The sequence below is a fragment of the Pseudomonas sp. LBUM1640 genome (genome assembly GCF_059716225.1).
The window spans coordinates 3,471,603-3,494,982 of the sequence record NZ_CP166816.1; the positions used below are offsets into that span (position 1 = coordinate 3,471,603).

Annotated in this window: 16 protein-coding genes and 1 pseudogene; 10 read left to right on the plus strand and 7 right to left on the minus strand. The window is 59.4% G+C overall.

The genetic code is table 11. The annotated features are described in order from the left end of the window. The first annotated feature begins 2 nt into the window (after window positions 1-2). The 5 genes from ACA065_RS15570 to ACA065_RS15590 all read left to right on the plus strand — a co-directional run bounded on the left by ACA065_RS15570 (window position 3) and on the right by ACA065_RS15590 (window position 5,377). Window positions 3-1,625, plus strand: coding sequence for an ArnT family glycosyltransferase (locus ACA065_RS15570; RefSeq protein ID WP_497690433.1), 1,623 nt, complete (start codon window positions 3-5; stop codon window positions 1,623-1,625). A gap of 311 nt (window positions 1,626-1,936) precedes the next feature. After that, window positions 1,937-2,095, plus strand: a complete 159-nt coding sequence (locus ACA065_RS15575; RefSeq protein ID WP_497695358.1) for a type VI secretion system contractile sheath small subunit — start codon at window positions 1,937-1,939, stop codon at window positions 2,093-2,095. Between the two features lie 192 nt (window positions 2,096-2,287). After that, entirely contained in the window at window positions 2,288-3,001 is a 714-nt protein-coding gene (locus ACA065_RS15580; RefSeq protein WP_497690434.1) for an HPP family protein, read from the plus strand. A gap of 117 nt (window positions 3,002-3,118) precedes the next feature. Continuing rightward, window positions 3,119-4,222 carry an enoyl-CoA hydratase/isomerase family protein gene (locus tag ACA065_RS15585; protein WP_497690435.1) on the plus strand — a complete coding sequence of 368 codons (1,104 nt, stop codon included), beginning with the start codon at window positions 3,119-3,121 and terminating at the stop codon, window positions 4,220-4,222. A gap of 3 nt (window positions 4,223-4,225) precedes the next feature. Beyond that, window positions 4,226-5,377 (plus strand): acyl-CoA dehydrogenase family protein, encoded by a 1,152-nt coding sequence (locus ACA065_RS15590; protein WP_497690436.1) that lies wholly within the window; start codon window positions 4,226-4,228, stop codon window positions 5,375-5,377. A gap of 561 nt (window positions 5,378-5,938) precedes the next feature. On the opposite strand, the gene ACA065_RS15595 is transcribed toward ACA065_RS15590, so the two are convergent. The 7 genes and pseudogenes from ACA065_RS15595 to blaOXA form a co-directional block, all read right to left on the minus strand. Further along, on the minus strand, window positions 5,939-6,712 hold the full coding sequence (locus tag ACA065_RS15595) for an enoyl-CoA hydratase (protein WP_497690437.1): 774 nt from the start codon (window positions 6,710-6,712) through the stop codon (window positions 5,939-5,941). A gap of 11 nt (window positions 6,713-6,723) precedes the next feature. Next, window positions 6,724-7,851, minus strand: a complete 1,128-nt coding sequence (locus tag ACA065_RS15600) for an acyl-CoA dehydrogenase (protein ID WP_497690438.1) — start codon at window positions 7,849-7,851, stop codon at window positions 6,724-6,726. A 9-nt stretch (window positions 7,852-7,860) separates the two neighbouring features. Beyond that, window positions 7,861-9,045 (minus strand): acetyl-CoA C-acyltransferase, encoded by a 1,185-nt coding sequence (locus ACA065_RS15605; protein WP_497690439.1) that lies wholly within the window; start codon window positions 9,043-9,045, stop codon window positions 7,861-7,863. Window positions 9,046-9,057: 12 nt separating this feature from the next. After that, window positions 9,058-9,825 (minus strand): SDR family NAD(P)-dependent oxidoreductase, encoded by a 768-nt coding sequence (locus tag ACA065_RS15610; RefSeq protein WP_497690440.1) that lies wholly within the window; start codon window positions 9,823-9,825, stop codon window positions 9,058-9,060. Window positions 9,826-9,846: 21 nt separating this feature from the next. Next, entirely contained in the window at window positions 9,847-11,496 is a 1,650-nt protein-coding gene (locus ACA065_RS15615; RefSeq protein WP_497690441.1) for an AMP-binding protein, read from the minus strand. Between the two features lie 186 nt (window positions 11,497-11,682). Continuing rightward, entirely contained in the window at window positions 11,683-12,021 is a 339-nt protein-coding gene (locus ACA065_RS15620) for a Rid family hydrolase (protein WP_497695359.1), read from the minus strand. A gap of 111 nt (window positions 12,022-12,132) precedes the next feature. Then, window positions 12,133-12,939 (minus strand): annotated as a pseudogene (gene blaOXA, locus ACA065_RS15625) (class D beta-lactamase); the annotation flags it as partial. A gap of 236 nt (window positions 12,940-13,175) precedes the next feature. Between blaOXA and ACA065_RS15630 the strand changes: the two are divergent. The 5 genes from ACA065_RS15630 (at window position 13,176) to ACA065_RS15650 (ending at window position 23,339) form a co-directional block, all read left to right on the plus strand. After that, window positions 13,176-14,069, plus strand: coding sequence for a bestrophin family protein (locus tag ACA065_RS15630; RefSeq protein ID WP_497690442.1), 894 nt, complete (start codon window positions 13,176-13,178; stop codon window positions 14,067-14,069). A 77-nt stretch (window positions 14,070-14,146) separates the two neighbouring features. Continuing rightward, the gene (locus ACA065_RS15635; protein WP_497690443.1) at window positions 14,147-15,205 is read left to right on the plus strand and encodes a tetratricopeptide repeat protein; all 1,059 of its coding nucleotides are present in this window, start codon (window positions 14,147-14,149) and stop codon (window positions 15,203-15,205) included. A 143-nt stretch (window positions 15,206-15,348) separates the two neighbouring features. Continuing rightward, window positions 15,349-16,848: an ATPase domain-containing protein gene (locus tag ACA065_RS15640; RefSeq protein ID WP_497690444.1), complete on the plus strand. Its 1,500-nt coding sequence runs from the start codon at window positions 15,349-15,351 to the stop codon at window positions 16,846-16,848. Continuing rightward, window positions 16,848-18,518 (plus strand): ATP-binding protein, encoded by a 1,671-nt coding sequence (locus ACA065_RS15645; protein ID WP_497690445.1) that lies wholly within the window; start codon window positions 16,848-16,850, stop codon window positions 18,516-18,518. Before ACA065_RS15640 ends, ACA065_RS15645 begins: the two co-directional genes overlap by 1 nt. Before the next feature lie 228 nt (window positions 18,519-18,746). Further along, on the plus strand, window positions 18,747-23,339 hold the full coding sequence (locus ACA065_RS15650) for an Mcf1 protease effector domain-containing protein (protein WP_497690446.1): 4,593 nt from the start codon (window positions 18,747-18,749) through the stop codon (window positions 23,337-23,339). The last annotated feature ends 41 nt before the right edge of the window (window positions 23,340-23,380 follow it).

Consider the following 23,380-nt stretch of genomic DNA (forward strand, 5'->3'; position numbering starts at 1 on the left):
ACGTGAACAAAGCTCATCCGCCATTGCTCAACGCAACGATCCGTCACCAGTCGCTGGGGCTTGGGCTCCTGGCCCTGGTGCTGTTTATTATCGGTAACTGGCACCAGGCAATTATCGGCTTCGACTCGCGCTTCGTGGTGTTCGCCCAGGAAATGCTGCGCCATGGGCCGAGTTTCTTCCCCACCACCTACGGCCAGCCTTACGCCGATTACCTGGCGACCTCGACGCTGCTGACGTGGGTGTTGTCGTTGCCGTTTGGCCAGGTCACCAGCTTTACCGCTTGGCTGCCCACGTCCATCGCGTCGGCGCTGATCGTCACGCTGGTGTATCGCCTGACAGCGCCCTACTCCACGCGCTGGGGCCTGCTCAGCATCGCGATGTTGCTGCTCAGCAGCACCTTTATCAGTGAAACCCGCGCGGTGTCCCTGGACCAGATGCTCGCCGCCGTTGCCCTGGCGGTGTTTTACCTGGGTTATGCGCACGATCACTTCGGCGCCGCCAAACGCCTGCACTGGTTGTTCCTGCTGCTGATTATCGGCTTTGCCATCCGCGGGCCCATCGGCCTGGTGATTCCAACGGGTGTGTTGTGCAGCTATTACGTGCTCAACCGGCAATGGCGCCAACTGTTCTCGTTCGGTCTGATCGCCCTGGCGCTGCTGGCGGCGTGTGTCGGCCTGTTGCTGCTACTGGCCAAGCTCAGTGGTGGCGAGGACTTCATGCAGGACGTGATCCGCATGCAGTTCCTTGGGCGCATGGACGGCACCGAAGGCTCCGGCGGCGTGTTGTATTACTTCACCAGTTCCATCGGCAATTATGCCCTGGCCTACCCGCTGGCACTGTTGGTGCTGCTGGCTGTAGTGGCGGGCGGGCGTCGCACCCCAGGCCCGGCGTTGCAGTTGGTGTTGTACTGCGCGGCAGCCGGTTTGCTGGTGATGCTGGGTTTGTCGGTGCCTCAGGCGAAAAAAGCCCGCTACATCCTGCCGATGCTGCCGATGGCGGCGATCATCGCGGCCTACCCGTTCCAGGTCACCCAAGGGCGACTGTTTGCTTGGTTGCGCGGTTTTATGTTGGGCCTCTGGACGCTGTTACCGGCGCTGTTGGTGATCGGCCTGGTGGTTGCGCGGCGGCGTTACCCGGAACAGCTCAGCAGTCTTGGGCTGATCTTCGCGGTGCTTGGCGTGCTGCAAGTGCTGGCACTGCTGGCGGTGTTGAAGCCTCGGTGGCGGCCTCTGGCTCCGGCATTCGCTGCGGTGCTTGCACTGTGGTCGACCTACATTGTGGTGGTCGAACCGCTGGAGCGCGCGCTCTACGACACCCGCACGTTCAGCCTCGCGGTCAAAGCCCAGATCATGCAGCAACCGGCACCGGTGGTCCTGCATGGCTTGGGTAAAGACGCCAAGGCCATCAAGTTCATGGTCAACTTCGACTGCGATAAGGTGCCGCTGTTTACCCGGTCATCCGCTGACCTGGCGCCGCTGCAAGCGCCTGCCTGGCTGGTGATGAGTGCTCAGGACTTTAATCGGTTGCAAGACCCGCGCTTGCGTTCGCTCACCCCGACGCTGACCGGGGAGTTCGATAAAGACCCTTATGTGTTGCTGCATCTGGCCAAGCCCTCCGCGCCTTGATCGCGTTTACAGCCGCCGTTTAATAAACAACGCCCACTCTTTGAAGAGTGGGCGTTTTTCGTCATAACCACCAAGAAAACGCCTACGTAGCTATGCGTAACGGCTGGCGCACTTTGTCTTCCGGCGCCTGGAACCCAAATGTAGACTCGTTGCCAGTGCATCAACTATCTACTACCACGAGTTCGACAGGCTGGGGTAAGTGCACGCTGCATCACTACAAGCATGCCGTAGGCCACATAAAACACCGTGACTTACTTCATTAAGAGGGCAATGCCGTGCCGGAAGATCTGTTACTTATTCCTGTACCAAGTCTGGATCGATTGATGGAATTGCGTGACGCCTTGGTCGCGCTGAAGGGGCCACTGGCCGACGACCCTGCGCTGCAGGAAAACCTGCAAAGACACCTGTTCAACGAAGAGACGGATACTCGTGTACTGGGCCACCTGAGCACTGCGCTGGCGCAGCAGTAGCGCTTGATCCCGCCCAGTGAAACCACTTAACTGCACTTTTCTTGCATTCAACCTCCATTAATATGCATTGGCGATCACGCATCAAGGTCGGCACACTGTGCGGGTTCCTCCCCCAAATGTTGGAACTTTCAAAGGGCTCTTCCGGGAAACCAGACGAGCTTTTTTTTTGCCCGCTGTTTATGGATCCGTACGATGCTCGCTCGCTGGTTACCCACCGCCATCAATACCCGCCCCGCCGAATGGAGCCGCGCCGCCATCGGCATGGCCTTGGGCACGCTGTTCAGTGTATGGGTATGTGCCCAAGTGTTTGGTATGCAGGTGGCCCTGCACTTGCTCGGCCCGCTCGGTGCTTCGGCCGTGCTGCTGTTTGCGGTGTCCTCCGGTGCGCTGGCCCAGCCATGGTCGATTATCGGTAGCTACCTGTGTGCCGGGGTTGTGGCACTGCTGGTCGCGCGGGTATTGGGGCGCACGTTGGGCAGCGCCTGCCTCGCGGCGGGCATGACCGTAATCCTGATGTGCTGGCTACGTTGCCTGCACCCGCCCGCAGGCGGCCTGGCCATGACCCTGGTACTCGCCGACCCGGCGTCGATTGCCCTCGGTTGGCAGGAACTGGCGCCGGTCATGCTCGGCGCAGGAGCACTGCTGGCGTGTGCGCTGGCCTATAACAACGTCACGCGCACGCGTTACCCCAAGGGTACGCTTGAGTCGCCGAGCGTTGTCATGGGCACCGCTGCGCCGGTCACCGACCCGTCGATCACCGCGGTCGACTTGAAGCGGGCCTTGGCTGAAATGGAGCAGTTCTACGACGTCGCACCGACGGAGCTTGAGCAACTGATCCACGCGGCAGAAGGCCATGCGCGACGCCGCAGCATTGGCGAAGTGCTGGCCAGCCGTCCTGCTGCATAAATGCAAAAACGACCTGCATGATTCTGGGTTGTACTGGGCAAATTTGCACTGGTACGATCACAAGAAGGTTCGTCCGCGAACATCTTGATAAAGAACAATAAAAGCAGGGAGTTACAGATGACTGCTCAGGTTTCATCCCAAGCAAGCCGCGCCGAGACTCTTCAGGAAGAAGTGCTGGCCGAGGTCCGCAACCACATCGGCCACCTCACCCTCAATCGCCCCGCCGGCTTGAACGCCATTACGCTGGACATGGTCCGCAACCTGACCACACACCTGCAGGCCTGGGAGGACGACCCGCAGGTCTACGCCGTGGTATTGCGCGGCGCCGGCGAAAAAGCCTTCTGCGCCGGTGGCGACATTCGTTCCCTTTATGACAGCTTCAAGAACGGTGACAGCCTGCACGAAGACTTTTTCGTCGAGGAGTACGCCCTCGACCTGGCCATTCATCATTACCGCAAGCCGGTATTGGCACTGATGGACGGGTTCGTCCTGGGCGGTGGCATGGGCCTGGTGCAGGGCGCCGATCTGCGCGTGGTGACTGAACGCAGCCGTCTGGCGATGCCGGAAGTGGCCATTGGTTATTTTCCAGACGTGGGCGGCAGCTACTTCCTGCCACGCATTCCCGGAGAGCTGGGGGTTTACCTCGGCGTGACCGGCGTACAGATTCGCGCCGCCGACGCCCTGTATTGCGGGTTGGCCGACTGGTACATCGACAGCGTCAAGCTCAGCGACCTGGACCTGAAGCTTGACCGCCTGCAATGGCAGGACTCGCCACTCAAGGACTTGCAAGGCTTACTCGCCAAATTGGCTGTGCAGCAATTGCCCGACCCGCCGCTGGCGGCGTTGCGCCCGGCCATCGACCATTTCTTTGCCCTGCCGGACGTGCCCAGCATCGTCGAGCAGTTGCAGCAAGTCACCGTCGCCGACACGCATGACTGGGCGCTGACCACCGTCAACCTGATGCAAACCCGCTCGCCGCTGGCAATGGCTGTCACCCTGGAGATGCTCCGCCGTGGCCGCCGCCTGCCGCTGGAGCAGTGCTTCGCGTTGGAACTGCACTTGGATCGCCAGTGGTTCGAGCGCGGCGACCTGATCGAGGGCGTTCGCGCATTGATCATCGACAAGGATAAAGCCCCTGTTTGGAACCCGCCCGCGGTCCATGAGCTGGACGCCAGCCATGTCGAGAGCTTCTTTCTAAACTTCAAGCAGGTTGGGAGATAAGCCATGCAAGATATTGAATACACAGAAGAACAAGTGATGATTCGCGACATGGCGCGCGACTTTGCCCGTGGCGAAATCGCCCCTCACGCCCAAGCCTGGGAAAAAGCCGGCTGGATCGATGATGCCCTGGTCGCCAAGATGGGCCAACTGGGCTTGCTGGGCATGGTAGTGCCCGAAGAATGGGGCGGCACCTATGTCGATTACGTTGCGTACGCCCTGGCCGTCGAAGAAATCTCCGCCGGTGACGGCGCCACCGGCGCCCTGATGAGTATCCATAATTCAGTGGGTTGCGGGCCAATCCTCAACTACGGCACACAAGAACAGAAGCAAGCCTGGCTGCCTGACCTCGCCAGTGGCCAGGCCATCGGTTGCTTCTGCCTGACCGAACCCCAGGCCGGTTCCGAAGCCCACAACCTGCGCACCCGCGCCGAACTGCGTGATGGCCAATGGGTGATCAACGGCGCCAAACAGTTCGTGAGCAATGGCAAGCGCGCCAAGTTGGCCATCGTGTTTGCAGTGACCGACCCGGATTTGGGCAAGAAAGGCCTGTCCGCCTTTCTGGTGCCCACGGCCACGCCGGGGTTTGTGGTCGACCGCACGGAACACAAAATGGGCATTCGGGCCTCGGACACCTGCGCCGTCACCCTCAACCAGTGCACGGTGCCCGAAGCCAACCTGCTCGGCGAGCGCGGCAAAGGCTTGGCCATTGCCCTGTCCAACCTCGAAGGCGGCCGCATTGGCATTGCTGCCCAGGCCCTGGGCATCGCCCGTGCGGCGTTTGAAGCGGCGCTGGCATATGCCCGCGACCGAGTGCAATTCAACCAGGCGATCATTGAGCACCAGAGTGTCGCCAACCTGTTGGCCGACATGCAAACCCGCCTGAATGCCGCACGTTTGCTGATCCTGCACGCCGCGCGCCTGCGCAGTGCCGGCAAACCGTGTCTGTCGGAAGCCTCCCAGGCCAAGCTGTTCGCCTCGGAAATGGCCGAAAAGGTTTGCTCCTCGGCGATGCAGATTCATGGCGGGTATGGGTATCTGGAAGACTACCCGGTGGAGCGGTACTACCGGGACGCGCGGATCACGCAGATTTACGAGGGCACCAGCGAGATTCAGCGGATGGTGATCGCGCGAGAGCTCAAGCACTACCAGCTCTAACCTAGACACCGCAAACCAAAGTGGGAGCTGGCTTGCCTGCGATACAGGCACCTCGGTTTAGGTGAAAGACCGAGGTGATGCTATCGCAGGCAAGCCAGCTCCCACATTTTGAGCTCCAGTGTTGTTGAGATCGGGTTATTTATCTTTGAACACCGGCGCGCGCCTACGGGATGGCGATTGCCAGCGAACTCAAGAACTACCCACTCTAACCAATACACTGCAGAACCAATGTGGGAGCTGGCTTGCCTGCGAATACGGAGTATCAGTCACCGAATGTACCGACTGATCCACCGCATTCGCGAGCAAGCCCGCTCCCATATTTTGAGCTCCAGTGTTGTTGAGATCGGGTTACTTGTCTTTGAACACCGGCGCGCGCCTACGGGATGGCGATTGCCAGCGAACTCAAGAACTACCCACTCTAACCAATACACCGCAGAACCAATGCGGGAGCTGGCTTGCCTGCGAATACGGAGTATCAGTCACCGAATGTACCGACTGATCCACCGCATTCGCGAGCAAGCCAGCTCCCACAGGTTGATCTCCAGTGTTGTTGAGATCGGGTTACTTGTCTTTGAACTCCGGCGCGCGCTTGGCCACAAACGCCGCCATGCCTTCCTTCTGATCCTGCGTCGCAAACGCTGCATGAAACACTCGGCGTTCAAAGCGCACGCCTTCGGACAGGCTCACTTCAAACGCGCGGTTGACGCTTTCCTTGACCATCATGCTGATGGGCACCGATTTGCCGGCGATCAGTGTCGCCACCTTCAACGCCTCTTCCAGCAGCTCATCGGCCGCTACAATGCGCGCCACGATCCCGCAGCGCTCGGCTTCCACCGCATCGATAAAACGCCCGGTCAGGCACATTTCCATGGCCTTGGCCTTGCCCACCGCGCGGGTCAGGCGCTGGGTGCCGCCCATGCCCGGCAGTACGCCGAGGTTGATTTCCGGTTGGCCGAACTTGGCGCCATCGCCCGCCAGGATGAAGTCGCACATCAACGCGAGTTCGCAGCCGCCACCCAGGGCGAAGCCGTTGACGGCGGCAATGATCGGCTTGCGGCGGTTGGCCACGCGGTCGCTGTCGCTGAACAGGTCGTCCAGGTAGATCTGCGGGTAGGTCAGCTCGGCCATTTCCTTGATATCAGCCCCGGCGGCGAAGGCTTTTTTCGAGCCGGCCAGCACGATGCAGCCGATTTCAGGGTTGGCTTCCAGGCCATCCAAAGCCTGGTTCAGCTCGCTGACCAGTTGTGCATTCAAGGCGTTCAGGGCTTGCGGGCGATTAAGAGTAATCAGCCCGACGCGGCCCTGCACTTCAAGCAAAATGGTTTCGTAACTCATGTATCGGCTCCTTAAAGATTGCGTGAGATGACCATGCGCTGGATATCGCTGGTGCCTTCGTAAATCTGGCAGACCCGCACATCGCGGTAGATCCGCTCCAAGGGGAAGTCGCTCAGGTAACCGTAACCGCCCAAGGTTTGCAAGGCGGCCGAGCAGACTTTTTCGGCCATTTCCGAGGCGAACAGCTTGGCCATCGAGGCCTCGACCAAAGCCGGTTTGCCGCTGTCGCGCAAGGCGGCGGCGTAATGCACCATTTGCCGGGCGACCGCGATTTGCGTGGCCATGTCCGCCAGGCGGAACGCCACGGCCTGGTGTTCGATCAGGGCTTTGCCAAAGCTTTCGCGCTCACGTGCATAGTCGCGGGCGGCTTCAAACGCAGCGCGGGCCATGCCCACCGATTGCGAGGCGATGCCCACGCGGCCACCTTCCAGGTTGGCCAGGGCGATTTTGTAGCCTTCGCCCTCCTCCCCAAGCCGATTGGCCACCGGCACTTTTACGTCTTCAAACAGGATCTGGCAGGTGTCGGACGCATGCTGGCCGAGTTTGTCTTCGACCCGCGCGACCGTGTAGCCCGGTGAGTCGGTCGGCACGATAAAGGCGCTGATCCCACGCTTGCCGGCGGCCGGGTCGGTGACCGCAAACACAATCACGATTCCGGCGTTCTGCCCGGAGGTGATGAACTGCTTGCAGCCGTTGAGCACATAGTGATCGCCTTGCAGGCGTGCGCGGGTTTTCAGGCTGCTGGCATCGGAGCCGGCCTGCGGTTCGGTCAACGCAAAGGCGCCGAGCATGGCACCGCTGGCCAAGGGCTTGAGGAACTGTTCTTTCTGCTGATCGTTGCCGAATTTGAGAATCGGCACGCAGCCCACCGAGTTGTGCACGCTCATGATGGTCGAGCAGGCGCCGTCACCCGCAGCGATTTCCTCCAGAGCCATCGCATAGGCCAGGTAGCCGGTGTCGCAACCGCCCCATTGTTCGGGCACCAGCATGCCGAAAAAGCCCAGTTCGGCCATTTCGCCGATGGCTTCCTTGGGAAAGCGATGCTCGCGGTCCCATTCGGCGGCGAAGGGTTTTAAACGCTCTTGGGCAAATTGCCGAGCCGCGTCGCTGATTTGCAGTTGTTCGTCATTGGGCAGCATAAACGGTCCTTAATACACGCATTCAACGGCCATGGCCGTGGCTTCACCACCGCCGATACAGATGGCGGCAACACCGCGCTTGAGGCCTTTCTGGCGCAGGGCAGAGAGCAACGTCACCAGAATGCGCGCACCCGATGCACCAATCGGGTGGCCCAAGGCGCAGGCGCCGCCGTGGACATTGACCTTGCTGTGGGGGATTTCCAGCTTGCTCATGGTGACGAGACTGACCACTGCAAAGGCTTCGTTGATCTCGAACAGGTCCACGTCGCCGAGGTTCCAGCCGGTCTTGCTCATCAACTTGCGAATCGCGCCCACCGGCGCCACCGGGAACAACCCCGGCTCATCGGCAAATGCCGCATGCCCGTGGATCACTGCCAACGGTTTGAGACCGCGTTTATCCGCCTCGGACTGACGCATCAACAGCAACGCCGCCGCGCCGTCGGAAATCGAGCTGGAGTTGGCCGCCGTCACCGTGCCGCCTTCGCGGAATGCCGGTTTCAGGCTGGCAATCTTGTCCAGCCTGGCTTTCGGTGGTTGTTCGTCATGCAGGATGGTTTTTTGCTCTTTGCCCACGGTGACCTGCACCGCGACGATCTCGGCGGCAAAGCTGCCGTGGGTGATCGCCTCTTGGGCACGGGTCAGCGAGGCAATGGCGAAAGCATCCTGGGCCTCACGGCTCAAGCCGTTGTGCTCGGCGCAGTCTTCGGCAAAGGTGCCCATCAGGCGGCCCTTGTCGTAGGCGTCTTCGAGGCCGTCGAGGAACATATGGTCGAGCACCTTGCCGTGGCCCATGCGGTAGCCGCTGCGGGCGCGGTCCAGCAGGTACGGCGCGTTGGACATGCTTTCCATGCCACCGGCGATGACCACATCAACACTGCCGGCCAACAATGAATCATGGGCAAGAATGGTCGCTTCCATGCCCGAGCCGCACATTTTGTTGAGCGTGGTGCAGCGGGTGCCCTTGTCCAACCCGGCGCCCAAGGCGGCCTGACGCGCTGGCGCCTGGCCAAGGCCTGCGGGCAGAACGCAGCCAAACAACACTTCATCCACGGCATCGGTGGCAATGCCGGCACGTTCGACGGCGGCGCGAATCGCGGCGGCGCCCAATTGCGGCGCGGTCAGGCCTTTGAGGTCGCCCTGGAACCCGCCCATGGGCGTGCGTACGGCGCTGACGATAACGATGGGATCGTTCATAAAAAATCCTCCTTACTTGGCTGCCATGCGCAAGGCACCGTCGAGACGGATCACCTCGCCGTTGAGCATGCTGTTTTCAATGATGTGCCGCACCAGCGCGGCGTACTCGGCCGGTTTGCCCAGGCGTGGCGGGAATGGCACGCCGGCCGCCAGGGAGTCGCGCACCTCAGGGGTCATGCCGGCCATCATCGGCGTTTCGAAAATGCCCGGGGCGATGGTCATGACCCGAATGCCGAAGCGCGCCAGTTCGCGGGCGGCCGGCAGCGTCAGGCTGGCGATGGCGCCTTTGGACGCCGCATACGCCGCCTGGCCGATCTGCCCGTCAAAGGCTGCCACTGAGGCGGTGTTGATGATCACGCCGCGTTCGCCATCGGCATTCGCCTCGGTTTCGGCGATGGCCGCAGCGGCCAGGCGCAACAGGTTGAAGCTGCCGATCAGGTTGACGTTGATCACCTGGGCGAAGCTGGCCAGGGCGTGCGGGCCGTTTTTGCCGAGGATTTTTTCGCCGCGCACCACGCCCGCGCAGTTCACCAGCCCATGCAACCCGCCAAAGGCGGCGACAGCGGCTTGCACGGCCGCTTCGGCAGCGGCTTGCTGGCTGATATCCGCCACCGCGCTGCGAGCGTTATCACCGAGCTGTTTGGCCTTGGCCGCGACGGCCTCGGCATTCAGGTCGACCAACATCACCTTGGCGCCGGCGGCTACCAGCATTTCTGCGGTGGCCGCGCCGAGGCCCGAAGCGCCGCCGCTGACCAGGAATACCTTGTTTTCAATCTGCATCTTTATTTCCTTTGAAAGAGATCACGCCAGTGCCGCTTGAGCCTTGGCGATTTCCTGATTACGCAAAATAAAACGCTGCAGCTTGCCGCTCGGGGTCTTGGGCAAGTCGCTGACAAATTCGATTTCTCGCGGGTAGGCATGCGCGGCAAGGCGCTTGCGCACGTGCAGGCGCAGCTCTTCGGCGAGCTCCGGGGTGGCGCGGTACTGCGCGTTGATCACCACGAAGGCCTTTACCAGCTCGGTGCGTTCCGGGTCCGGCTTGCCGACCACGGCGGCTTCGACCACGGCCGGGTGCTCGACCAAGGCGCTTTCCACGTCGAACGGGCCTACGCGGTAGCCGGAGGTGGTGATCACATCGTCACTGCGCCCGACAAAACTGATGCTGGCGTCCGGGTTCAGCTCCACGGTGTCGCCACTGAGGTAGTACTTGCCGACAAACGCCTTGGTCTTCACGCCCTCGTAGCCGGCGAACCAGCACATCGGCGACTGTTCACGGTCAATGGCCAGGATTCCCGGCTGGCCGGCAGAGAGTTCCTGGTGATCGTCATCCAGCACCACAATGCGATGCCCCGGCGAGGCAAACCCGGCCGAGCCGACATGCACCGGGTGCTCAAGACCGTGGTGGTTGCACAACACCATGCCCAGCTCGGTCTGGCCGTAGTGGTCATGAATGGTCACGCCCAGGTTATCGGCGAACCAGCGGATCACCTCTGGGTTCAACGGCTCGCCCGCGCTGCTGACAATGCGCAGCTTGCCCTTGATCGAGCGGGCGAACTGCTCGCCACCGGCAATCAGCAGGCGGTACGCGGTCGGCGAGCCGGTGAGGTTGGTTATCGCGTATTTGTTAATCACCCGGCACGTGCTCTCCAGGGTGAACGGCCCATCGTAGAAGGTGATCGGGTGGCCCATGGACAACGGCCCGGTCACGCCGAAATAGATGCCGTAGGCCCAGCCCGGGTCGGCCACGTTCCAGAACGCGTCTTCGGGGCGCAGGTCCACCGCGTCGCGGGTGTAGCTCTGGAACGCAACAATCGCCTTGAGCGGCACCGACAAGGCTTTCGACGGGCCCGTGGTACCCGAGGTGAACATCAGCAGGAATGGGTCGTCTGCGCCCAGCAACACCGGCTCGCAGACATTTGAATAATTGGGCAATTCAGCCCAAAAGCTGTAATCGCCCCGCACGATGCCTTCGCCCTTGGCGCCGGCAACCGTGACAATGGTCGGGCAGCCCTCAACGTCGGCCAGCTTGGGCCGGTTTATCGCATCAGTGACCACCAAGGCCGCGCCGGAGCTGTTCAGCCGATGCTCAATGGCCTTGGGCCCGAACGCGGTGAACAATGGTTGATAGACCGCGCCGATGCGCCACGTGGCGAACACCACCACCAGCAGTTCCGCCGTGCGTGGCAGCAGGCCCGCCACCTTGTCACCGCGTTTGACGCCCTGGGCCAACAGGAAATTAGCGAAGCGGGCTGCCTGGTCTTGCAACTGGGTGAAGGTCGACGTCGCGCTTTGCCCGTCCTTGCCCTCCCAAAATAACGCGATGCGCCCCGGCAACGCGTGTCGGTCGCAGCATTCCACACAGGCATTCAGCGCCTGCAGGTTACCGGCCAGTGCGGCGTCGACGGTGTGCTGGTAATCAAACTCGGTGGTGGCAGCCAAATACTCACGCATCGCTTCAAATCCTTGTGTTTTTTATTTTCAGGACATTTTTGAGCATGTAAATCGCGGAAATAGTCGCTCTAGAGCCTTACAGCAGCAATGGTCAAAGCCTTCAACTTGGCTGACTGGTTTGGCCAATAGTTAATTCGCCACTGGCGTTACCCGCACTGCACGGCAGATACGGGTAAATATTGAGGGTTAGTGCACTTTGGCGGCTGTGGCTTCGAGCTCAACCAGAGCACCCGGCAGCGCGAGCCCAGCGACCTGCACAACCATGCGTACCGGTTTATTCGGTTGATTGCCGGTTGCAAAAAACTGGTTGTAACCTGCATGGAAGCCTGCGAGGTCCAGTTTGCCCTTACTGCGGGGGTCACCCACCAGATAGACCCGCAATTGAACGATGTCGCCCATGGTCAGCGCTTGCCTGGCCAGGGCGGCCTCTATACGGCCAAGCACGGAGACGGTCTGGACCTGCGTACTCCCATAGGCTTGCACGGTGTCTTTCGGGGCGCTTTTGTCGGCCACGTTCGGCAGCATTCCGCTGAGCAGATAGGTATGTGCATTGGGTGGCACCACAACGGCCTGCGACACTGGAAAGTCGGAGCCAGGAATGTGTACACGCTTTATTTGATTTGCCGGTGAAAGGTCCACACCTGCTGCCGCCAAGCTCGCTTTGGTGATGCCCACCCGCTTTGCCAACGCCGTCGGCAAGGTCGGCGGCGCACTGTCGCGCGGTACATCGATATTCAAGGCAAATACATGGATATTTCCTGCTTGTTCGACCCACCCTACAAACCAGCCGATGCCTGGGTCATCCTTCCCGGCCCAGCCAGTCTTGCCGTACAGGGTCCAATCTGTTCCTGTCTCCAGCTTGATGATTTCCCGTACCTCTGTTTGAACGGCCGCCGGGTATGGCAATTTCCCTTGTGCGAGGAGGGTAAGAAATATTACTTGCTCGATAGCACTGATCTGCAGCGAATCGTCGAGCCAGAATGTCTCCACTGAGTTGCCGATGATGCGGTTACCATAGTCGAGTGTATTCAGGTTCGCTTGCATCGGCTTCAAGCCGATACGCCGCGCAAGCTCCTGATAAGCCAAAACATTGGACGTACTGATAGCCTCCCGCAGGCTCATATCTTTTTCCCAGGCTTTGAGCATCTGCGGCTTGCCATCGTGGCGATAGAACACCTCGTCGACGCTGCTGACGCTGGCGGTCTGCAAGCCGATCAGGCTATTGGGAATCTTGAACGTGGACGCAGGAATAAAGCGTGTCGCAGCGCGTTTCTGATCATGGCCAACCCACTGGCCAGTCTTCGTGTCATACAACACGAATGTGCCGGTTACGTTGGCGTTCTTGAATACTTCATCAATGGCGGGGCTGGTTCTCAGTTCGATGGCCAATGCCGGGACGGCGAGCAGCAGACCGGCGACCAAAAAAATACGCTTGAGCAACATGCGTAGCTTCCTTTTAAGTTTAGGGATCATTTGGCCCGCGACTAACCGGTCGGTGATCATAGGATTCGAACTCTGCGAAGGTAAGCGTCCGCCTGTTTCCAAATATTTGTGGCTGCGCGACACCTCGTTAGGGTGCTGATAGACCCTGCCGATGATGCTGTTGGCGCAAGTGATTGGACGCACCTCATTCCAGCTTCTAACCTGATGGCCTGCGCCACCGAAGAAGCTTCCCCGCGATGATTGTGCGTCCCAAACCCAACCTCCTGGGTATCCTGTTTTCCCTCAAGGGTTCGATTGCCAAGCGCATTGCCCTGCGCAGCCTGCTGGTTACGTTACTGGCCTCGGTGATCGTGCTGGTCGAAACCCTGCACCCGGCCTATTTTTCCAAGGTCAATGCCACGCCCTTCACCTTGCTGGGGTTGTCGCTGTCGATCTTCATGAGCTTTCGTAATAACGCCTGCTACGACCGCTGGTGGGAAGGCCGCAAGCAGTTGGGGCAGATGGTCATTGAGGTGCGCTCGCTGATTCGCGAAACCCAGGTGCTGGGTGACCCGGTTCAACGTGCCGGGTTGCTGCGTGGCCTTTGCGGCTTTGCGCATGGTTTGGTTGCGCGCCTGCGCCATGAGGACGAGGCTTGCGCGATAAAACCCTGGATCGGCGTTGACCCGGCGCACCCCAACCTCCCCGACCATGTAGTGCAACAGTTGGGTGCGCGGTTTTCCCAGCTGGCCGTACAAGGCGTGATCAGCGAATGGCGCTACACCCAGCTGGAAACCCGACTGGTCAGCCTGAGCCAGGTGCAGGCCGCGTGCGAGCGGATCAAACACACGCCACTGCCCTTCCCCTATACCTTGCTGCTGCACCGCACCATTTACCTGTTCTGCATTCTGCTGCCGTTCGCCATGGCCGAGCCATTGGGTTGGTTGACGCCGGTGTTCACCGCCATCGTCAGCTACACCTTCTTTGGCCTGGATGAAATTGGCGACGACCTGGAAGACCCGTTCGGCTTTGATGAAAACGACCTGCCCTGCAATGCCATCGTGCGCACTCTGGAGCGTGAGATTCTCGCGGCGCTGGGCGAAGTCGACTTGCCGCCTGCTTTGGAGCCGATTGACTACGTGTTGACCTGATGTGGGTTTGACACCCGCCGTGGTCTGACCGAAGCTGATGGCTTTGCGATAGCTGCCCCCAGCTTTTGGACGCCTGCATGTCAAAGTCACGCCGTTACTCCATCATCGGCCTGTGCGCCCTGTTGTTAATTGTATTGCTCACCTGGTTTTTCTCCCGCGCAACTCCGGTGGCCGTGCCGCCGGCCATTGCCCATGGTTACGCCAAAGCCTTGAAACAGGCACATAACGGTGAACCAGGCGCGGCGCGGGTGCTGTATCAACAGCTTGGGCGACCGGACCTGTCGCCTGAACGGCGCGCGGCATTGCACGCTGAATTGCCCAACTACCCAAGCCCCCAGGCACTGAAGCTCGCCGATAAGGACTTGGCCAATGATTCGCCGTTGGTGCGTGAGGCGGCGATCCACAGCATCGTCGGCCTGGTGCCCAGCGGCCAACGCGTCTTGTTACTGGGGCCCGTGCTGGATGATCCCGAACAGGAAGTGCGCTTTGCTGCCGCCAATGCCTTGCTCGGCCTGTCGCCGGATACCTTGGGCCTGTATTTCGGCCCTTTGCAGCAGGTACTCGATGAGTTCGTGAAAAAGCTCAAGGGCCAGCCCGAAACCGCTGAAGGCTGGATTCAGTTGGCGCGCCTGTACATCCACAGCGTTCTGCTGCCGGACGCGCAAAATGCGCTGGAGCAGGCCATGCGTTTGCAGCCGGACAACCTGCAAGCCGTGGTGGCGCAGATCGAGCTGTTGGACAAGCAAGGCAAGACAGACGAATCCCGCCAATTGCTGGCGCGGCAACTGGCGGCGCACCCGGAATCCGCCTACTTGCAGCACGCGCTGGGCATGTGGCTGCTGCACCATGGCGAGCGCCCTTACGCCCTGCTCGGCCTGTCCAAGGCGGTGGAGCTGGAGCCGGACAATCAAGACTACCGTTACGACCTGGCCACCACCCTGCACGCCCAGGAAGAACTGGAAGCGGCCCAACGCCAGTTGGAAGAAATCATTCAACGCCATCCCGCCAACCGCAAAGCCCGCGTGTTGCTGGTCAACTACTGGAAAGAAACCGGCCAATTGCAGAACGTGCAAGTTTTGCTGGCCCAGCTTGAGCAACAGAACCCAGACGACCCGGCCCTGCAGCAAGGCCTTTAACCCGGCTGAAAAACTTGTAAATCCAAAGCCGCATTGTACAAATATCAGCAAACGTTGAACCGCCACGGGCCACTACGGTCAAGTAAATATGGCGCGCCCAAGGCGGCGCGCTCCTCTACTTGTACGTGACCCGAGGGCACTTCTTGTCTACATCCAAAGAGCTGTTCAGTGAAAAGGCGGCCACCGGTATCGAAGGTCTTGATGACATTCTTTCCGGCGGGCTATCACGCAGCCACCTGTTCCTTTTGGAAGGCGAACCTGGCACCGGCAAAACCACCGTAGCGCTGCACTTTCTGCAAGCCGGCGCGAAAAACGGTGAGCGATCCCTGTATATCACCCTGTCCGAAACCGAGCGCGAATTGCGCCAGGGCGCCAAGTCCCACGGCTGGGACCTGGCTGACAACATCCATATCTTCGAACTCACCCCACCGGAAAACTTGCTCAATGCTGACCACCAGCAGAGCTTGCTGTACTCCTCTGACCTGGAACTGGGCGAAGCCACCCGCCAGATCTTTGAAGTGGTCGAGCGGGTCAAGCCGACCCGCGTGGTGCTCGACAGCCTGTCGGAGATCCGCCTGCTGGCGCAAAGCTCCTTGCGTTATCGCCGCCAGATCCTGGCGATCAAGCACTACTTTGTGCGCTACGACGCCACGGTGCTTTTGCTGGACGATTTGACCACCGAATCCCTGGATAAAACCGTGCACAGCGTGGCGCACGGCGTGATTCGCCTGGAAGAGTTGACCCCCAGCTACGGCGCCGAACGCCGCCGCGTGCGGGTGGTGAAATACCGTGGCCAGAAATACCGCGGCGGTTTCCACGACTTCACCATCATGGGCGACGGCATCCATGTGTTCCCGCGCCTGGTGGCGGCTGAGCATCGCGGCGGTTACATGCGCCAGACCCTGAGCAGCGGCATCACCGCGCTGGACGACCTGATGGGCGGCGGCGTCGAGACCGGTTCCAGCAGCTTGATCCTCGGCCCGGCCGGTACGGGCAAGTCGCTGATTTCGATGGTCTTTGCCGCTGCCGCCGTGGCCCGTGGCGAAAAAGCCGCGCTGTTCATCTTCGATGAAGAGCTGGGTTTGTTGTTCGAACGTATGCGCAACATGGGCATTGACCTGGCCGCGCTGCAAGCCACTGGCAATCTGCTGATTGAGCAGGTTGACGCCGCCGAGCTGTCTCCCGGCGAGTTCTCGCACCGGGTACGCCGTTGCGTCGACGAAGGCGGGATCAAAACCGTGGTCATCGACAGCATCAACGGCTACCAGGCCGCCATGCCGGAAGAAAACGCGCTGATCCTGCACATGCATGAATTGCTGCTGTACCTGAACCGCCGGGGCGCGGCGACCTTCATGACCGTTGCCCAGCACGGGCTGGTCGGCGACATGCAAGCGCCGGTCGACATCACTTACCTGGCTGACACCGTGATTCTGCTGCGCTACTTCGAAGCCTTGGGCAAAGTGCGCCGAGCCATTTCGATCATCAAGAAACGCACCGGTGCCCACGAGTCGACGATTCGCGAATACCGCATCGGCAGCCGTGGCATGACGGTGGGCGAACCCCTGGACAATTTCCAGGGCGTGCTGCGCGGCATTCCGACGTACATGGGCGCCGGCTCGCCTCTGCTCAAGGATGAGGGCTAGTGACCCGCCTGTCTCCCACGTCCGAGCGTGCGATCATCCTGGCGCCCTTGGGCCGTGACGGCTCACTGGCGCTGATGATGCTTAACGAAGCCGGTTACAGCGGCATCATTGCCAGTGGCCTGACACATTTATGCGAAGCCCTGGAACAGGGCGCCGGCTTGCTGGTGATTGCCGCCGAAGCCCTGCGCGGCGTAGATATCGAACCGCTGCTGGAGCACTTGCATCAACAGCCGGCCTGGTCGGACTTGCCGATTGTGTTGATGACTCACCACGGCGGAACCGAACAGAACGGCTCCTCGCACCTGGGCGGGCTGCTGGGCAACGTGACTTTTTTGGAGCGGCCCTTCCATCCGGTGACGCTGATCAGCCTGGTGAGTGCAGCCCTGCGCGGTCGACGGCGGCAATATGAAGCCCGCGACCGTTTGATCGACTTGAGCGAAAGCGAGCTGCGCCTCCAGCGCACGCTGGAGACCCTGGAACAGCAAGTCGAAGAACGTACGGCGCAACTGCGTAACAACGAAGAAGCGTTGCGCCAGTCACAAAAAATGGAAGCCGTGGGCCAATTGACCGGCGGCATTGCCCATGACTTCAACAATATGCTCACCGGGATTATCGGCAGCCTCGAGCTGCTGCGCCGACGCGTGTCGCGCGGCAAGCTCGACGACCTCGACAGCCTGATCGACCTGGGCGTGACGTCGGCTAACCGCGCCGCCGGCCTGACCCACCGTTTGCTGGCGTTTTCCAGGCGCCAATCGCTGGACTCCAAGCCCGTGGACATCAACCAGTTGGTGACGTCGATGGGCGAGCTGCTGCAACGCAGCATCAACGAAAGCATCGCCCTGCAGATGCGCCTTACCGAACACCTCTGGACCGCCGAAGCCGACCCCAACCAACTGGAAAGCGCCCTGCTCAACCTGGTGATCAATGCGCGGGACGCGATGCCCGGCGGCGGCCAATTGGTGGTTGAAACCACCAATCGCCACCTCGACAGCGTATTCACCGCCGCCTACGGCACGTTGACGCCCGGTGACTACGTCGAACTGAGCGTCAGCGACACCGGCTGTGGTATCCCGGAACACCTGATGGGCCGCGTATTCGATCCGTTTTTCACCACCAAACCCATCGGCCAAGGCACCGGCCTTGGCTTGTCGATGATCTATGGCTTTGCCCGCCAGTCCCATGGCCATGTAACGATCCACAGTGAAGTCGGCAACGGCACCACCGTCAGCCTGTTCCTGCCGCGTTTCGTCGGCGAAATGATCACGCAAGAGCCGCTGAACCCAACACTGCTGCCGTTCGCCAATGCCGGTGAAACGGTGTTGATCGTAGAGGATGACCCGGCGGTGCGAGTGCTGGTGTGCGCAGTGCTCAAAGAGCTGGGCTATGCCTTCGTCGAGGCGGGTGATGCCGATACGGCGCTGCCCATTATCGAGTCTGAGCAGCGTATCGACCTGCTGATCAGCGACGTTGGCCTGCCCGGCATGAACGGCCGGCAGATGGCGGAGATCGGTCGGCAGCTACGGCCGGACCTCAAGGTGTTGTTTATTACCGGTTACGCCGAGCACGCTGCGGTGCGCGGTGGGTTTCTCGACACGGGGATGCAGCTGATCACCAAGCCGTTCACGTTTGATCTGTTGACGGCAAAAGTGCGGGAGATGATCCAGGGCTAGCAACGAGCGGATACGACTTTAGTAGGAAAAGATGGAATCGATGCGTGTTTTTCTCCACGAAACGCTAAGGCGTACGTACGAAAAACCTAAATCCGCATCGACCGGGGGAAAATTCCATCAATGAATATATCCGTTTCCAATCTGCTCCAATCTGCCCCGCGTTGGCCCCGCAGTGTCATCCAGCCCGCCGAGGGGAGATCACAGGCCCTCTCCTCCGCCCAAGGCTCAGTGATAAGCACCACGCAACCGACCGATGAAACACCTGAGGCCAGCGGTGACAAAGCATTGACAAGGTTGTACGCCGACACGCTGCTTAAGTGTGTACAGGCCGAACCGATTCAGGATCCTCACGACTCAATCATCAATAATATTCCGCCGACGTCGACGTTCGGGCAATGGCGAACCCATCTGCATAACCTGCTCAAAAGCCCGCAGATGAAGAGCTGGGCCGAAGAGAAAAATATTGATCTGTCCAAAGGCTTAATGATCAATGCCACGCCCGGAAACATCGTCTGCTCGGTCGCGGGCGTAACCCAGTCCATCAACTACCACGACTTCATCGGCTGGCCCCTGCTCGTGAGTGCAGTCAAAGCGCTGGCGCCTTCCGGTGGCCTCGTCAGGGTCGGGGCGCAAAATACCGCCAGTGCGCAAGACGTCGCGCGTTTTTATGGCGAAGTTATCCCCAGCGACTTCCGCGTCAGCTCACCTGATTACAAGAAACTCCTGATGCAACGTGCCGAGCAGCTGCAAGCTCAACCTTTTTCGGTCAATGATCTCAGGGGCGACCTGAGTCATGAAGCGTCGGGACTGGGCGATTTGAATAATCAAACCGCCCTATGTACGCAGATACGTACCGAGCTGCACCTTAAGTTGGCGGAGGTGGAAATCACGTCGCAGCCCGGCTATGTGGAAAGCTTTTGGCCCTTCAAGACTGCCGAAGATCGCGTAAAACCCTTTACCCCCGCCCATCAAGACGCCTTTAAACGTATTACATTGCAGGTAGATCCTGCTTCTTCCTATTACTGGCAGCACAACCTGAAACCCGGCGCAACCGTCAGCCTGTATCAGTTCATGGTTGACCAAGGCATGCGCCTTCCACAGAACTTTGATGAGCTGATGAACCTTGCGCAAGCGCTGCAGACCGCTCCACCTGTAACGCCTGCCCACGGCGATGGTGGCGGAGCGCTGTCTTGGCCCGTACCGCTGAGTAACGAGGCGCAGCGCAAGCTCCATTCCAGGTCGGTTACATTCCTGGAATGGACGCCAGACTCGTCTATCCTTGGCTATTTGACCCGCAACCTTCACTGGGGAACGAACACCCTCAATCATTTTCCGCATCAGGTGATCGGCGAGATCCTCCAATCAGACAAAGCTCAAAAGATGGGCGCGGACACTCAGGACGCCTTCCAGGGAATAGCGACGCCTCAAAGCATCAATGACTGGGTACTGGCACAGATCCACGCCTCGCTTGACAAGGAGAGTATCTTTACCAACCCACCGGCCTCCTCAAGAACCAAGGCCGCAGGATTTGACCTGACCAGCAGCAGCCACTGGAACCAACACCCGTCCGCCATTCGCAAGGCGCTGGCTGATCACTTGATCCGCCAGAAAAAAGCCACGGCGCAGATGGCCCCCATTGCTGTGCATTTACTCTTGTCGCGCAAGGCGCCGGAACTCCTGGTCAAGGACATACCCGAGCAAGTGACCTACGGGACCCACACGTGGGTGACGTTGAGTACCGCAGTAGCGCGTATCGAGGCGCAGGCTCCCGGCTCGAGCAGCCACATGACGTTTGCGCAAGTCATGCTGCGTGCCGACCTGGCACCGGTTACCGCTGAAGACCGGTTAGTTGAACAGACAGCTCAATACACCGCCCTGAAAGATTGGGGCGTCGTCCATGGCTTGATCACGCCGAACAGCCGCGATGAATACACCGAGGCGCAGATGGGCACCGTAAGGGCGGCCTTCAGCAAGCAAGTGGCTGAGTTGAGCGCCGCTTCCAAGACGCTCGCAACGGATATGCCCGACTTTCCGCGCAGGGCACGGGATAACTTGAAACAGGTGTACGGCGACTTACCTTTTGACGACAAGTGCATAACCTTCACGCCCGAAAATCGCGATGAGCCAGGCCCTTACTCTATTTCGGACATTTACCGTAAAGGCATGCTGGAGCATTCTGAGCGCACGATGGTTTCCAGTAACACCGAGATAGACGTGTCGTTGATCAGGCAACGTGCTGACCAAGTGCCGAGTATTTATAAGGTTGAGGCAGATTTTAAACGCGACCTTCCACTTTATTTTAATAACGTTGAAGCGGCCGTAGCGGCGCAAACCAAAAACCTGATCTCTAAACTACCGCTGCCAGAGCGCAAGTTTATTGAGAATGGCAGATTGACTATCGTCAAGGAGATCCTCTTTCAAACGAATAATTTCGGCGCAACCACCGAAAAAAGAGCGACCCCCAACTGCTTGAAGATAAAGAGTGAGCTGGCGGGTGAAACACGCGTCTATACCCTGAATTTATCGACTAATAGCATTCACGTACGCCACGCGACAAGCGCGTTTGCCCCGCAGCCAAAACCTACTGAATTCCGCGCAGGCATTAGTCAGACTCATCTGGAGCCGGTAGTGCCTGACGGCAACTACAACGCCCACATCCTCTTCCCCAAAGGTGACACTGGCGTCCCTGACAGTTACTTCAGCGAGCGCACGCAATACATCGCTGATGCCATGGTTAAAGACACCGGCATTCGAGAGTACGCAAGCGCAGCCAAGGGCACGACCACGTTCGACACGGAAGTTCCATTTTATAAAAGGGCGCGTGAGTTTTTACTCGACCTTATTCCTCTTCGTTCTGCCATTCGTAACTTTCAGCAAGGTAATATTGGCGCGGGCATTGGTGATTTGGCGCTGGACGCCCTGGGCTTTGTCATCGGTCTTGGGGCCGCTGCAAAAGGCGCTAAAGTCCTCAAGGCCGGGGCCACGGTAGGCCAACATGTCAGCCGTGTCGCAAGTATCCTTGGGCGTGCCGCCATTGGCTCGCTCAACCCCTTGGACGGTGTGGGTGCGTTGTTGGGCGCTGTGGCAAAAGGCGGCAAAACCGTGCTGTCGAAAGGTCTCAAAGGTGTCAGAACGTTGACCGGGGCCGCTTCCAACTATGATGTGATCAAGGCGTTCAAACAATTCGATGCAGGCGCGATCGGTACATTCAAGGCCCAGGGCGTAATCGTTGAGGGCGCAGGGGTGATGAAGACTGGAAAATGGTATGCGCTCGACGCAGTCACCCGGAAGCCTTGTGGCGTCCCCCTCGACGGTTTCTTACCTTCTGCGCGTGCCGACCTTGATGAACTCGGAAAATGGCAAAGCTTTATTCAGTCCCAGTCACCCGAGTCAAAGCGGATCCAAAAAGAGTGGAGCGAATTGCTTGAAAACACTAAAAACGGCCCGAACAAGGCGTTATTTGAAAACGGTTACAACGGTGGCTTGCCCAAGGACGTTGCGGGCTACTCGGCGAAGATGAAAGCTGAAGACGTAATGAAGTTGGCCGTCAACCATAAAACACTGACGGCGCAAGAACTGGGGATTCTCGCCCGGCACCGTGAACGGCTCGCTGTTCAACATGGGCTGAGGAGTGCCAATAAGTTTTCGGAAAATGTAAGTTCTGTGGGCGGAACGCTGATACCCCTGCCGCAGGTGCTCTACCTCAGCCAAGTCAATCCGCTCAGCGGAGGGCAATGTGCGGCACTTTCACGCGTAATGGCTCATGCAATTGAGGAGGGAAAGGAACTGACGTTGATGGGTAACTTATTCGAAGCGGCGGCCAATCCCACCGCTGCGCCGGCTAGAAAGTTCATATCTGCACTCAGCGATGTGCAAAAACAGGTGACCAGCCCTGTCATGTTTCATGGGGCACAGCCGACTCGACAAATCTCACCTGTGGAGATTGTCCCTGAGTTGGCCAGCACGATAGGCAACAAAACGCTGATGATGAGTATGCCCGGGCACGCGGTAATGGCCGGCGTGGCGGGCGAAGGCGTGAATAGAAAATACTTTTTCTATGATCCAAATTTCGGTATCGCTACCTTTTCAGACCCGGAAATGATGAAGCGTGGCCTGGACAAAATCTTCAATGATAAAAAGCTGCCGATTCAGTACACAACGTACGGCAGCACGACAAACACGCTTGAGTTCAAAATCAGCGTACATGACGACTCATGGATAAATGCGGCCAGTGTTAATCGAAAATCGGTAACGCATCTGTACGAAGACTCTCTGTTCCCACCACGCAGTACGGTACAGCCTGAATCCGTACCTGCAAACGCCGCAACGGCAGCCTCCGCCAAGCCGGAATCGGTGTTTGTTCCAGAATACGATTCGGCAACGGTCATCGACACCCGCACTGTGCTCACTACCCGCGGTATCAGCGACTGCACGGCGATCGTGATTCTTTCGGACCTCAAGGAGGGTATTTACCACAAGCGAACCCTGATGCACCTGCGAGGCAGCTCGTTGAACGAACTGCAATCCAAGGCACTGAGAGACGCACAGGCTTCATTTGGCGACGGTGCTGCAAAACTTATTGTGGTGGGAGGCGACAACACCTGGCGCCCATACGGAATAGCGTCGGTGTTGAAGCAGGAGCAAAACGGGGAAACGCTGCTGCGGGATCTGGCCACTCAGCACCCGAACTCAATCACGATCACTACCGCCAGTGGCATTGACGTCAAGCCGAATGGGACATTCGAGTTGATCGAAGGCAATCGTCCAGTGAGCGAGTTCACGCAACGCCAAAAGCAGGAGGTATTGGGTTTTATTGACTGACATCGAGGTTGTCGGCGAGGAGCTACTCTCGCCGGCAGATC

What these genes read in the sequence shown, in the direction of transcription:
- ACA065_RS15580 (WP_497690434.1), top strand. Translation starts at nt 2,288, where the DNA reads ATGCTCGCTCGCTGGTTACCCACCGCCATCAATACCCGCCCCGCCGAA.
- ACA065_RS15585 (WP_497690435.1), top strand. Translation starts at nt 3,119, where the DNA reads ATGACTGCTCAGGTTTCATCCCAAGCAAGCCGCGCCGAGACTCTTCAG.
- ACA065_RS15590 (WP_497690436.1), top strand. Translation starts at nt 4,226, where the DNA reads ATGCAAGATATTGAATACACAGAAGAACAAGTGATGATTCGCGACATG.
- ACA065_RS15595 (WP_497690437.1), bottom strand. Translation starts at nt 6,712, where the DNA reads ATGAGTTACGAAACCATTTTGCTTGAAGTGCAGGGCCGCGTCGGGCTG.
- ACA065_RS15600 (WP_497690438.1), bottom strand. Translation starts at nt 7,851, where the DNA reads ATGCTGCCCAATGACGAACAACTGCAAATCAGCGACGCGGCTCGGCAA.
- ACA065_RS15605 (WP_497690439.1), bottom strand. Translation starts at nt 9,045, where the DNA reads ATGAACGATCCCATCGTTATCGTCAGCGCCGTACGCACGCCCATGGGC.
- ACA065_RS15610 (WP_497690440.1), bottom strand. Translation starts at nt 9,825, where the DNA reads ATGCAGATTGAAAACAAGGTATTCCTGGTCAGCGGCGGCGCTTCGGGC.
- ACA065_RS15615 (WP_497690441.1), bottom strand. Translation starts at nt 11,496, where the DNA reads ATGCGTGAGTATTTGGCTGCCACCACCGAGTTTGATTACCAGCACACC.
- ACA065_RS15620 (WP_497695359.1), bottom strand. Translation starts at nt 12,021, where the DNA reads ATGCTGCCGAACGTGGCCGACAAAAGCGCCCCGAAAGACACCGTGCAA.
- ACA065_RS15630 (WP_497690442.1), top strand. Translation starts at nt 13,176, where the DNA reads ATGATTGTGCGTCCCAAACCCAACCTCCTGGGTATCCTGTTTTCCCTC.
- ACA065_RS15635 (WP_497690443.1), top strand. Translation starts at nt 14,147, where the DNA reads ATGTCAAAGTCACGCCGTTACTCCATCATCGGCCTGTGCGCCCTGTTG.